General features: G+C 47.2%; 9 protein-coding genes. 2 read left to right on the top strand and 7 right to left on the bottom strand.

The features are described 5' to 3' along the window. Position 1: 1 nt before the first annotated feature. The 4 genes from oppB to ACF2G4_RS06070 form a co-directional block, all read right to left on the bottom strand. Positions 2-922, bottom strand: a complete 921-nt coding sequence (oppB, locus tag ACF2G4_RS06055) for an oligopeptide ABC transporter permease OppB (protein ID WP_215846676.1) — start codon at positions 920-922, stop codon at positions 2-4. Positions 923-1,013: 91 nt separating this feature from the next. Next, positions 1,014-2,654 carry an oligopeptide ABC transporter substrate-binding protein OppA gene (gene oppA / locus ACF2G4_RS06060; RefSeq protein ID WP_243077818.1) on the bottom strand — a complete coding sequence of 547 codons (1,641 nt, stop codon included), beginning with the start codon at positions 2,652-2,654 and terminating at the stop codon, positions 1,014-1,016. Between the two features lie 161 nt (positions 2,655-2,815). Further along, positions 2,816-4,438, bottom strand: coding sequence for an ABC transporter substrate-binding protein (locus tag ACF2G4_RS06065; protein WP_409075700.1), 1,623 nt, complete (start codon positions 4,436-4,438; stop codon positions 2,816-2,818). A 578-nt stretch (positions 4,439-5,016) separates the two neighbouring features. Further along, on the bottom strand, positions 5,017-5,664 hold the full coding sequence (locus tag ACF2G4_RS06070; protein ID WP_370661485.1) for a YchE family NAAT transporter: 648 nt from the start codon (positions 5,662-5,664) through the stop codon (positions 5,017-5,019). A 460-nt stretch (positions 5,665-6,124) separates the two neighbouring features. Here ACF2G4_RS06070 and adhE point away from each other — a divergent pair, with 460 nt between their 5' ends. Then, the gene (gene adhE / locus ACF2G4_RS06075; RefSeq protein WP_332628220.1) at positions 6,125-8,812 is read left to right on the top strand and encodes a bifunctional acetaldehyde-CoA/alcohol dehydrogenase; all 2,688 of its coding nucleotides are present in this window, start codon (positions 6,125-6,127) and stop codon (positions 8,810-8,812) included. 56 nt (positions 8,813-8,868) lie between these two features. On the opposite strand, the gene tdk is transcribed toward adhE, so the two are convergent. After that, positions 8,869-9,489: a thymidine kinase gene (gene tdk, locus ACF2G4_RS06080; RefSeq protein WP_215846673.1), complete on the bottom strand. Its 621-nt coding sequence runs from the start codon at positions 9,487-9,489 to the stop codon at positions 8,869-8,871. 426 nt (positions 9,490-9,915) lie between these two features. Here tdk and hns point away from each other — a divergent pair, with 426 nt between their 5' ends. Next, positions 9,916-10,323 carry a histone-like nucleoid-structuring protein H-NS gene (hns, locus tag ACF2G4_RS06085; RefSeq protein ID WP_409075952.1) on the top strand — a complete coding sequence of 136 codons (408 nt, stop codon included), beginning with the start codon at positions 9,916-9,918 and terminating at the stop codon, positions 10,321-10,323. Between the two features lie 101 nt (positions 10,324-10,424). On the opposite strand, the gene ACF2G4_RS06090 is transcribed toward hns, so the two are convergent. Further along, positions 10,425-11,432 carry an NAD-dependent epimerase gene (locus ACF2G4_RS06090; protein ID WP_215846672.1) on the bottom strand — a complete coding sequence of 336 codons (1,008 nt, stop codon included), beginning with the start codon at positions 11,430-11,432 and terminating at the stop codon, positions 10,425-10,427. Positions 11,433-11,446: 14 nt separating this feature from the next. After that, positions 11,447-12,787 (bottom strand): UDP-glucose/GDP-mannose dehydrogenase family protein, encoded by a 1,341-nt coding sequence (locus ACF2G4_RS06095; RefSeq protein ID WP_243077815.1) that lies wholly within the window; start codon positions 12,785-12,787, stop codon positions 11,447-11,449. Positions 12,788-12,793 lie beyond the last annotated feature (6 nt).

The following is a 12,793-nucleotide window of genomic DNA, read 5'->3' on the forward strand; positions in this document are numbered from 1 at the left end:
ATCAGTAGCGAATTTTTGGATCGATGACGGCATAAAGCACGTCGACAATCGCGTTAAATACAATGGTAAGCACACCGACCAGAATCGTCAGGCTCATGACCAGCGAGTAATCGCGGTTTAATGCGCCATTGACGAACAGCTGGCCTATGCCTGGCAGACCGTAAATAGACTCGATCACCATTGAACCGGTGATGATGCCGACAAAAGCCGGTCCCATATAGGAGATAACAGGCAGCAGTGCGGGTTTCAGCGCATGGCGTAAAACGATACGGTGCAGCGGCAAGCCTTTGGCGCGGGCAGTACGAATAAAGTTAGAGTGCATGACTTCAATCATCGAACCACGGGTAATACGCGCGATGCTGGCGATGTAAGCCAGCGAAAGGGCTACCATCGGCAGCAGCATGTAGTTCCATTGTCCGCCGTTCCAGCCACCACCCGGTAACCACTTCAGCGTGATCGCGAATACCAAGACCAGCAGCGGCGCGACCACAAAACTGGGTATCACCACGCCGGTCATTGCCACCCCCATCACGGCGTAATCCCATAGGCTGTTTTGCCGCAAAGCGGCGACCACACCCGCCGTCACACCCAGCACCATTGCCAGCAAAAAGGCCGCCAGTCCAAGCTTGGCCGAAACCGGGAAGGCGTGGGCGACAAGGTAGTTCACGGAGTAATCTTTGTATTTAAATGATGGGCCAAAGTCGCCATGACCGAGCTGAACCAGATAATCCAGATATTGCTTACCGATCGGATCGTTGAGGTGATATTTCGCCTCAATGTTGGCCATGACTTCTGGCGATAATGTGCGCTCGCCGCTGAATGGGCTGCCGGGCGCCAGGCGCATCATAAAAAATGAGATCGTAATCAAGACGAAGAGCGTCGGGATTGCTTCAAGCAATCGACGCAGAATGAATTTTAACATTGCCGTATCCACCAGGCTGTTGCTTCACAACGCAATAAAACTAAAAAAGGCGGCGCGAGAAGCGCCGCCGCTGCCGATAGCCTGTGTGCTATTAATGTTTAATGATATACAAGTTTTTGTCGTAGACGTTGTCCAGTGGATCTTTACCGGTATAACCACCGACATAAGGTTTCACCAGACGCGCGTTCACGTAATAGAACAGCGGTACAATCACTGAATCTTTATCAAGAACCTGTTCAGCTTGCTGATAATCTGCCGCGCGCGCTTTGTCATCTGCTGCGCTTAAGGCTTCATGTACCGCTTTATCGAAGTCAGCACTCTTGTAATGCGAGGTGTTGTTGCTGCTGTCTGACAACATAATGTTCAGGAATGAAGTCGGTTCATTGTAGTCAGCACACCATGCCGCGCGTGAAACATCAAAGTTCCCCTGATGACGCGTATCCAGGAAGGTTTTCCATTCCTGATTTTCCAGCTTGATGTTAACGCCAATGTTTTTCTTCCAGATAGAAGATGCTGCGATTGCCAATTTCTTATGCAAATCGGAGGTGTTGTACAGCAGGTTGAAGGTCAACGGCTTATCCGCCGTGTAACCCGCTTCAGCTAACAATTTTTTCGCTTCTTCATTACGTTTTTCTTGCGGCCATTTGAACCAGTCTGGCGGCAGAATATCCATGCCATCGGTTGCCGGAGGCGTGAAGCTGTAAGCCGGCATCTGGCCTTGCGCCAGGACTTTATTTACGATGATGTCACGATCGATACCCAGCTTCAGCGCAGCACGAACGCGTGGATCGGTAAACGGCGCTTTCTGGTTATTGATTTCGTAATAATAAGTACAGAGATAAGGATCAACATGCAGCTCTTTGCCATTGTCACGCTGTAGCTTTTTGAACAGCTCAATTGGCATGTTGTTATAAGTCATATCACTGCCGTTATCTGAGAAGTAGCGGTTAACATCGCTGACTTCTGAAGAGATTGGCAGGAACGTCACTTTATTCAGCACGGTATGGGCATTATCCCAATACTGCGGGTTACGAACCAGCGTAATACGTTCGTTGATAATGTGTGATTCCAGCTTAAATGCGCCGTTGCCGATCCAGTTTTGCGGCTGAGTCCACTGATCACCAAATTTTTCAATTGCTGGTTTGTATACAGGTGACATAGAGGGATGAATGAGCAGCTTATAGAAATAAGGCACACCTTCGCTCAACGTCACTTCCAGCGTGTGGTCATCAATGGCTTTTACGCCCAGCTCAGACGGTTTTTTCTTGCCTGCAATGATGTCATCAACATTCAGCAGATGGCCGTACTGCAGATAGCTGGCGTAAGGGGAAGCCGTTTTTGGATCGGCCAGGCGCTGCCAGCTAAAGACGAAATCTTGTGCGGTAACGGGCTCACCGTTAGACCATTTGGCGTCTTTACGGAGATGGAAAGTCCAGACTTTAGCCTCTTTATTTTCCCAGCTTTCAGCCACGCCCGGAACAGGTTTACCCTGAACATCACTGATCAACAGACCTTCTAACAAATCGCGGTTAACGTTTGATTCAGGCACACCTTCAATTTTGTGCGGATCCAGCGACTGCACTTCATCGCCATTACCCTTAATCAGTTCTTGCTTTGCCGCTAATTCAACGCCAGATGGCACTGATGCCGCCTGAACAGCGTTCCCTGCCAGCGCGCTCATCGCCGCGAACACACCTGCTGCGATAAGGCTTTTCTTCGTGATGTTGTTCATTATTACACTCCAGTTTTTTTATTTTCACCCAGGCATTGTTCCGCCTTGGCGTCCCCCGTTTCCGGGATCCTCGGTGTGAGCACCTGAGGATGTCATCGACCCCGAATGGTGGCCTTTACGGTCGCTAACTTCCCGGCTGTCTCGCCAGGTAAATTCGCGACTTAATGTTGTTTAATGAAATAGTATTTCAGGTCTGTCATGTCTTGCGGATCGGTGCCGGTAAACCCGCCCACCCAAGGTTTCACCAGACCTACACTAACGCGGTAGTAAACTGGCACAATTGGTGAGTCTTTGTCGAGTTGTGTTTCAGCTTGCTGATAGAGCGCTGCGCGCTGTGCTTCATCACTGGCGTTAAGGGATTGAGCCATTAGCCGATCAAAATTTTCGCTGCTGTAAAAAGCCGTATTGATTGAGGCATTACTGATCAGCATATTCAGGAAAGTGGAAGGTTCGTTGTAGTCCGCACACCATGTTGCGCGAACGACATCGTATTGTGCCTGGTGACGCGTTTCGAGCAGGGTTTTCCACTCCTGATTTTGCAAATTAACTGTTGCGCCAAGATTTTTTTGCCACATCGATGCCGCCGCAATCGCCTGCTTTTTATTTTGATCTGACGTGTTATAAAGCAACGTGAACCGCAGTGGATTTTTAGCATCAAAACCGGCCTCAGCGAGCAATTTCTTCGCTTGTTCATTACGTTGCTGCTGTGATTGCTCAAACCACGCCGGTGGCGATAATGTCATGCCTGCGGTAAAGGGCGGCGTGAAGCTATAGGCAGGAATTTGCCCTTGCCCCATGATTTTATTGGCGATGATATCGCGATCTAACGTCATTTTGATGGCCGCGCGCACGCGAGGATCATTAAATGGCGGCTTCTTGTTATTTATCTCGTAATAGAAGGTGCAGAGCAGCGGGCTGACTTTGACCTGATCGCCAAGCTCACCCTGCAGGCGCTTGAACATTTCAGGCGGAACCGCGCTGTTAGTGATATCAGTGCCGCCACTGCGGTAGCGATTGATGTCACTGTTTTCGGAAGCAATGGGTAAGAAGGTGCCCTGCTCAATCACAGTGCGTGCATTGTTCCAGTAAAGCGGATTGCGCTTCAGCACGATTTTCTCGTTCACCACCCAGTCGCTCAAGGTGTATGCGCCATTGCCCACGTAATGTTCTGGACGTGTCCAGGCTTCACCCCACTGTTTTATGGCGGGTGCGTAGACCGGTTTCATTGCGGTATGTGCCAGCATAGCAACCAGATAAGGCACTGGCTCACTCAAGGTGATTTGCAGATGCCGATCGTCTAGCGCTTTTACACCCAGTTGCTCGGGTGACATTTTACCATCAAGGACGTTATCTATATTCGTAAAATGCGCAGCCTGCAGATAGCTTGCATAAGGCGAAGCGGTTTTAGGATCGGCGAGTCGGCGCCAGCTATAGACAAAATCTTGCGCAGTGACGGGTTTGCCGTCGCTCCATTTAGCGTTATTGCGCAGCGTGAAGACCCAGACTTTGCCCTGCTGGTTTTGCCATGATTCCGCCACGCCCGGCACGACATTGCCGGCGTTGTCGGTATTCACCAATCCATCAAGTAAATTCAAAATAATATTTGATTCAGGTACACCTTCGGTTTTATGCGGATCGAGTGAAGCCACTTCACTGCCATTGTTAATAACAATTTGTTGATTAGGCGCAAGCTTGATGTCATCAGGAACCGTTGCAGCGTAAGTGAGGGGCATGACGAGCGTTAAGCTCATGGCTAAATGCATCACAGTTTTTTGCGAGTTCATTATCCCAATCATTCGACAGCGCCAACCTTAAATTTATAAATCCCGATAGCCTTTAAGCAAAAATCGTTCTCACTTTTGTCTGATCGGTAAAATTTTTTTGGAGCGACGAAATTATCAGAAGCATTCGAAGGGCGCCAAAGCAAAATAACAAAAATGTTACCTGATTCTCTTTTATCATGAGAATTGCTTGGGCGAAAGTGTTAATTTTTAGCCTAAAAATAGATTAAGCGCATGAAAAATAAGACTTAAAACCTAATGATGACGTTAATACGCTCACAAAATGACAATTATGTATTTTTTTAGTGATAATGCGGGAAAGCGTCAAGAGAGTGGTAATAAAAGAGGGATTAGCAGATAAACATGGTTTTTAGTAACGTGAAGAAAACAATATACAGAGGATTATCATGTGATGATTATCACATAATTATTTTCAATGCTGCGGCTGTAGTAATGAATATGATAATAGGCAGGCTATGTTTAGCAAGACGAATACCTGCATCATAAAGGTGCAACAAAAGGGAATATTGCACCTTTATGGTTCGCTTTTTCCTTTTACAGGAAAAATAAGCCGTACTTTTTTAACCGACTAATCCGGGGAAGAGTGTTTTCATTCCGGTAACGACAAATTCAATACCCAGTGCCATGAGCAATAAACCCATAATGCGTGTAATAACGTTAATACCGGTTTGGCCAAGTACACGCACCATGAGCGGCGCCGCCCTGAATAACAACCAACAGCAAAACGCAAAAATCGCTATAGCAAGGCTGAAACCTAATAAATTAAGCCAACTGTGATAACGCGTACTCCACACAATTGTTGAACTGATTGCGCCTGGCCCGGCCATTAAAGGTAGCGCCAAGGGCACAACGCCAATACTTTCGCGGATTGCCGTTTCGGTTTTTTCCTGCTTATTCTGCTTATCCTCACCCAGCTTGCCGCTGATCATCGACATTGCAATGGTGACAACCAGAATTCCACCCGCGATACGGAATGAATCAATGGAAATACCGAATATATGCAGAATGGCATCGCCCAAAAACAGCGAAGTCCATAAAATGATCGCCACCGCCAGGTTAGCCGTAAGATTGGTTTTATTGCGTTCGGCTGCGCCCTGATAACTGGTCATACTGATAAATACCGGAATAATACCCACCGGGTTAACCAGAGCAAAAAGGCCCACAAAAAACTTAACATAACCAGACAAATCTAACAGCGCAGGGTTCACGATGAACTCCATTCCAGAATGAAAAAAATCGCGCCTAATGTAAGGCAAAAGCCAAGCCTAAGCCAGCGCGTCTCTCAGGTATTTATTCTGTCATTTTGCGTTTTATATGGTTTGATCATCCAGATATTAAAATCGTGATGGTTCATGCCGCTATACGTCAAATTATGCCCGCCATTCAGGTGATTACTTAATAACCGATGCATTGATTCAAACGCTTCCGTTAGCTGAATGGTGTCAGCTTGCATGTAAATTGATCCAGATCATTATTCTCCTACCTCAAACCAGGTAATCTTTCCGCATCAAAAGCATTCAGGGCGCTCCACCCAGAATGGTATGAATTTTTTATTAAGCAGCTGAAAAGCCTGACAATTTAACTGTTACCGTCGCATTAACGCAGCGGAACTATACTCAGTGGTCAGGCTTGTTTACTAAAAAGTTTAACTTCCTTCAGGAGAGCATCATGGCCGTTACTAATGTCGCTGAACTTAATGCACTGGTTGAACGTGTAAAAAAAGCCCAGCGTGAATACGCCAACTTTTCTCAACAACAGGTTGACGCTATTTTCCGCGCTGCCGCCCTCGCCGCCGCCGACGCCCGTATCCCTCTGGCAAAATTGGCTGTAGCCGAATCCGGCATGGGAATTGTTGAAGACAAGGTCATCAAAAATCACTTCGCCTCTGAATATATTTACAACGCCTATAAAGATGAAAAGACCTGCGGTGTGTTAAATACCGATGATACTTTCGGTACGATTACCATTGCGGAACCGATTGGGTTGATTTGCGGTATCGTTCCGACTACAAACCCAACCTCAACCGCGATTTTCAAAGCACTAATCAGTCTTAAAACCCGCAACGGAATTATTTTCTCGCCTCATCCACGTGCAAAAGATGCCACCAATAAAGCTGCAGATATTGTCCTGCAGGCCGCTATTGCCGCTGGCGCTCCTAAAGATATCATTGGATGGATTGATACACCGTCTGTGGAACTGTCGAATCAGTTAATGCATCACCCAGATATCAACCTGATCCTTGCGACCGGTGGCCCCGGCATGGTGAAAGCCGCTTACAGTTCCGGTAAGCCAGCCATTGGTGTGGGTGCAGGTAATACCCCTGTCGTTATTGATGAAACCGCAGACATCAAACGCGCTGTCGCTTCTATCCTGATGTCTAAAACCTTCGATAACGGCGTGATTTGTGCCTCTGAGCAATCCGTCATTGTGGTGGATTCTGTCTACGAGGCCGTACGTGAACGCTTCTCAAGCCATGGCGGCTATATGCTGCAGGGCGCAGAGTTAAGCGCTGTTCAAGGTATCATCCTGAAAAATGGTGGGTTGAATGCCGCCATTGTCGGCCAGCCCGCAGTGAAAATTGCTGAAATGGCAGGCATTTCAGTGCCGCAGAATACCAAAATTCTCATTGGCGAAGTGAAACTGGTTGATGAGTCAGAGCCTTTTGCCCATGAAAAACTCTCACCAACATTAGCAATGTATCGTGCAAAAGATTTTCAGGATGCGGTGAGCAAAGCCGAAAAACTGGTAGAGATGGGCGGTATCGGTCATACCTCTTGCCTCTATACCGATCAAGATAACCAAACTGAGCGCGTACACTATTTCGGCGATAAAATGAAAACCGCGCGTATTTTGATTAATACGCCCGCTTCGCAAGGTGGTATCGGCGACTTGTACAACTTCAAACTTGCGCCGTCTTTGACATTAGGTTGTGGTTCATGGGGTGGCAACTCCATCTCAGAAAACGTTGGACCCAAACATCTTATCAATAAGAAAACTGTCGCCAAGCGAGCTGAAAATATGTTGTGGCATAAACTTCCGAAGTCTATCTACTTCCGTCGTGGTTCGCTGCCTATCGCCCTGGAAGAAGTAGCTACTGATGGCGCAAAACGTGCATTCATCGTGACCGACCGCTTCCTGTTCAATAACGGTTATGCCGACCAGGTTACGCGAGTGCTTAAATCTCACGGCATCGAAACAGAAGTATTTTTTGAAGTTGAGGCCGATCCTACGCTCAGCATCGTACGTAAAGGCGCAGAACAGATGAACAGCTTTAAACCTGACGTGATTATCGCGCTAGGCGGCGGTTCACCAATGGATGCGGCCAAAATTATGTGGGTGATGTACGAACATCCTGAAACCCATTTTGAAGAGTTAGCGCTGCGCTTTATGGATATCCGTAAACGCATCTATAAATTCCCAAAAATGGGTGTAAAAGCGCGCATGGTTGCGATTACCACCACATCGGGTACAGGCTCAGAAGTTACGCCATTCGCTGTGGTCACTGACGATGCAACAGGTCAAAAATATCCATTAGCTGATTATGCTTTAACACCTGACATGGCCATTGTTGATGCCAATTTGGTGATGGATATGCCGCGTTCACTTTGCGCTTTTGGTGGCCTGGATGCAGTCACTCACTCTCTTGAAGCGTATGTCTCGGTGCTGGCGAATGAATACTCTGACGGCCAGGCATTACAAGCCTTGAAATTATTGAAAGAGAATTTACCCACCAGCTATGCGGAAGGCGCTAAGAATCCGGTTGCACGCGAGCGCGTACATAATGCGGCAACCATCGCGGGTATCGCATTTGCTAATGCTTTCCTGGGCGTTTGTCACTCAATGGCACACAAACTCGGTTCTGAATTCCATATTCCGCACGGTCTGGCTAACTCTCTGCTGATTGCTAACGTCATCCGTTATAACGCGAATGACAACCCAACCAAGCAAACGGCATTTAGTCAGTACGATCGTCCGCAAGCCCGTCGTCGCTACGCGGAAATCGCTGACCATTTAGGTCTGAGTCGTGAAGGTGACCGTACTGCGCAGAAAATTGAAAGACTGCTGGCATGGCTTGATGAGATGAAAACGCAACTGGGTATCCCGACATCTATACGCGAAGCTGGCGTTCAGGAGGCAGATTTCCTTGCGAAGGTCGATAAACTGGCAGAGGACGCATTTGATGACCAATGTACAGGCGCCAACCCGCGTTATCCGCTGATTGCTGAATTGAAACAGATCATGCTGGATACCTTCTACGGTCGTGAATATGTAGAACCGTTCTCAAGCATCGCAGAGGCCGTTGCGGCTCAACCGGTGAAAGACGTGAAAGTTGAGAAGAAAACCAAAAAAGCGTAATTGCTTATGAATAAAAAACCCGCTGCGGCGGGTTTTTTGTTTCTGTTACTTCGCGATCACGTTTCAACAGACCGTGTTCCATGTATCGCCTGGAGCGAGCCTTGGTCAATTGCCTGCTTATAATGTTTACGGCATACAGAAATGTAGCGCTCGTTACCGCCAATCACTACCTGCTCTCCTTCACTAAAAGGCTTGCCGTTGCTGTCTAACCGCAGCACCATGCTGGCTTTACGCCCGCAATGGCAGATCGTTTTCAGTTCCACTAGCTTGTCAGCCCAGGCGAGTAGATATTCACTGCCCGTAAAAAGCTCACCGCGGAAATCAGTGCGTAACCCATAACAAAGCACCGGGATATCAAGGTCGTCAACGACGTCTGATAACGCTTTAACCTGTTCGCGCGTTAAGAACTGGCTCTCATCAACCAGAACGCAGTGCACGGGCTGACGCGCATGTTCTGCGGCAATATCAACGTTAAGCTTAGTCTCTGAATTATAAAGCGAAGCAGGTGATGAAAGACCAATTCTGGAGCTGACTTTAGCCACACCAAAACGGTCGTCTATCTCCGCGGTATAAACCAACGTCCGCATACCACGTTCCTGATAATTGTAAGATGACTGTAATAGCGCAGTCGACTTCCCGGCATTCATAGCGGAATAATAAAAATAGAGTTGAGCCATATGAGCTGAATCTCAGTTTGGACGAAACAGAATGCCGGCCATTTTAGCACAAACGATCAAACACGCCGCTGAGAATTAATGGTGATGTATTGTACAACTGCTCAGCTAATCGGCTATTAATGCCCCACTATTTTAGTGAGCGGGAGAACTTTCGTTGAAACTAAAAGTACATAAGGCTGTCTTTAAGTCAGTAATCATCACTTTTAGTCATAAAATAAATGACACCTTATTTTATATAAGGTTTCTGGATATATAAATTTTCTACTCAGTAATTTCTTAGCGTCTCGTTTAGGTTATGTCTCTCAAAGATGAATTTAATATCCCTCATTAACTCATGAACATAATTTGCTGTTGAAGTTATTTTTTGCCAACACTATTATTAGCGGGCAGAACAACTCTTTTATTCATTATTCAGAGATCAGGACAATGAGCGAAGCACTTAAAATTCTTAATAATATCCGCACTCTGCGTGCTCAAGCCAGAGAATGTACAGTTGAAACGCTTGAAGAAATGCTGGAGAAACTGGAAGTTGTGGTGAATGAACGCCGCGAGGAAGAATCTCAAGTTGAAGCGGAAAACGCAGAGCGCACGCGTAAGCTTGAACAATACCGTGAAATGCTGATGGCAGATGGTATAGATCCTAATGAGCTGCTCAGCGCATTAGCTGAGTCCAAAACCTCAGGCAAAGCCAAGCGTGCAGCACGTCCTGCAAAATATCAGTACGTTGATGAAAATGGCGAAACCAAAACCTGGACAGGTCAAGGTCGTACTCCAGCCGTTATTAAAAAAGCCCTTGAAGAACAAGGTAAACAGCTAGAAGACTTTTTGCTTTAATAGCAGTGAGTGCTTCGTAATTTGGCGGGTCATTTTGATCGATTACAGACCCTGCCTTTTACACATCAGGGAAAGGAAGCCAAGGCTTCCTTTTTTTATCTTTAAATTTTATAAAAGTCACGATACCAATCGACAAAGCGCTTAACGCCCTCTTCAACGCTGGTTTGCGGCTTAAAGCCAATCGCATCAAATAAAGCCTGCGTATCGGCGCTGGTTTCAAGTACATCGCCAGGCTGCATTGGCATTAAATTTTTAATGGCGGTGATTCCCAGCGCTTTTTCAATTGCTTCAATGTAACTGATTAATGTCACTGGATGGCTGTTACCAATATTATAAACACGGTAAGGCGCAGAACTGGTAGCAGGCGAGCCTGTTTCTACGCTCCAGTTATCATCTTTCTGCGGAATGACATCCTGCAAACGCACAATGGCTTCAGCAATGTCATCAATATAAGTGAAATCACGCTTCATTTGGCCTTGGTTATAAACATCAATGGCTTCACCGGCGAGCATCGCCCGTGTGAATTTGAACAATGCCATATCGGGGCGTCCCCAAGGACCGTATACGGTGAAGAAGCGCAATCCTGTGGTCGGTAATTGATAAAGATGCGAATAGGTATGCGACATCAGCTCATTGGCTTTTTTAGTCGCCGCATAAAGCGATACAGGATGGTCAACGCTATCGTCGGTAGAGAAAGGCATTTTACGGTTGAGACCATATACCGAACTGGAGGATGCGTAGAGCAGATGCTCTATTTTATGGTGACGGCATCCTTCAAGAACATTGAGATGGCCAATGAGGTTAGCATCTGCATAGGCGCCGGGATTTTCAATTGAGTAACGAACCCCTGCCTGCGCGCCAAGATGAATGACGCGTTGGAATTGATGCTGCTGAAAAAGTGAAGCCATAGCTTCACGGTCGGCTAAATCCAGTTCAATAAAATTAAAATCGGGAGAGTGCTTTATTAAATCGAGGCGGGATTTTTTGAGGTTGACGTCGTAATAGTCATTCAGGTTGTCGATTCCGACAACCTGGTGACCGGCGGCCAACAAGCGTTGGCTAACATGAAATCCAATAAAGCCTGCGGCGCCGGTTACCAGAAAGTTCATAAATCCCTCGTCAATTACGCAATATTGATGGACGCTCCGCGGCCGATTGCATAATAAACGAAACCGCGTTTGCTTGTACGCTCTGGATCATACAGGTTACGACCATCAAAAATCACGGGTTCTTTCAGTGCATTTTTGATGACGTCAAAGTCAGGTGCACGGAAATTCTGCCATTCCGTACAAATCACCAGCCCGTCAGCGCCCTGCAATGCTGCTTCTTTGGTACCCATCAGCTTAAGATCGCTGCGGTGACCATAGATGCGTTGCGCTTCATCCATTGCTTCAGGATCAAAAGCCTGAACCGACGCGCCCGCTTCCCACAGTGTTTCCATCAGCACACGGCTGGAGGCTTCACGCATGTCATCGGTGTTCGGCTTAAACGATAAACCCCACAAAGCAAAGGTCTTACCGCTCAGGTTGTCGCCGAAGTGACGCTTAATGAACGTAGGCAGCTTATTCTTCTGGTTGTCATTCACATCTTCCACGGCCTGTAAAAGGCGTGGTTGATAGCCAATTGACTCAGCGGTGCGAATCAGTGCCTGTACATCTTTCGGGAAGCATGAGCCGCCATAACCACAGCCTGGATAGATGAAGTGATAGCCAATGCGTGGATCAGATCCAATACCCTGGCGCACTTTTTCAATATCTGCGCCTAAGCGCTCAGCGAGGTTCGACATCTCATTCATGAAGCTGATTTTAGTCGCCAGCATGCAGTTCGCGGCGTACTTAGTCAGTTCTGCACTTCGGATATCCATCAAAATCATGCGATCGTGGTTACGGTTAAACGGCTCATAGAGCTCGCGTAACAGTTCTACCACCTCATCATTGTCGGTGCCGACAACGATGCGCTCTGGGCGCATACAGTCATTTACCGCAGCACCTTCTTTAAGAAACTCAGGGTTAGAAACCACATCAAAACTGATGTTAGCATCACGCGCCTGCAGTGTTTCAGCCATTACCGAACGCACTTTATCTGCGGTTCCAACAGGAACGGTAGATTTGTCGATAACCACTTTATGATCGTTCATGTGCTGCGCAATGGTTCGTGCCACGGCGGTAACATATTTTAGATCGGCAGAACCATCTTCGTCGGGTGGCGTGCCCACAGCAATAAATTGCATCACACCATGATCGACGCCCAATTTAGCGTCGGTGCTGAACTTAAGGCGGCCCGCTTCGTAATTAGACATTACTAACGGCGTCAAACCTGGTTCAAAAATAGGGATGATGCCCTTTTTGAGGTTTTCGACCTTGTTTTCGTCGACATCAATGCACAGAACGTCATGTCCGACTTCGGCCAACACCGCAGCCTGAACCAGACCGACATAGCCGATACCAAATACAGTGACTTTCATTGAGTT

This window comes from Pantoea phytostimulans, assembly GCF_046118715.1.
Lineage (GTDB): Bacteria > Pseudomonadota > Gammaproteobacteria > Enterobacterales > Enterobacteriaceae > Pantoea > Pantoea phytostimulans.

Bases quoted from the DNA above. Each gene is read 5' to 3' on its own strand.
- hns (WP_409075952.1), top strand. From the start codon at position 9,916: ATGAGCGAAGCACTTAAAATTCTTAATAATATCCGCACTCTGCGTGCT.
- adhE (WP_332628220.1), top strand. From the start codon at position 6,125: ATGGCCGTTACTAATGTCGCTGAACTTAATGCACTGGTTGAACGTGTA.
- tdk (WP_215846673.1), bottom strand. From the start codon at position 9,489: ATGGCTCAACTCTATTTTTATTATTCCGCTATGAATGCCGGGAAGTCG.
- ACF2G4_RS06065 (WP_409075700.1), bottom strand. From the start codon at position 4,438: ATGAACTCGCAAAAAACTGTGATGCATTTAGCCATGAGCTTAACGCTC.
- oppB (WP_215846676.1), bottom strand. From the start codon at position 922: ATGTTAAAATTCATTCTGCGTCGATTGCTTGAAGCAATCCCGACGCTC.
- ACF2G4_RS06090 (WP_215846672.1), bottom strand. From the start codon at position 11,432: ATGAACTTTCTGGTAACCGGCGCCGCAGGCTTTATTGGATTTCATGTT.
- ACF2G4_RS06095 (WP_243077815.1), bottom strand. From the start codon at position 12,787: ATGAAAGTCACTGTATTTGGTATCGGCTATGTCGGTCTGGTTCAGGCT.
- oppA (WP_243077818.1), bottom strand. From the start codon at position 2,654: ATGAACAACATCACGAAGAAAAGCCTTATCGCAGCAGGTGTGTTCGCG.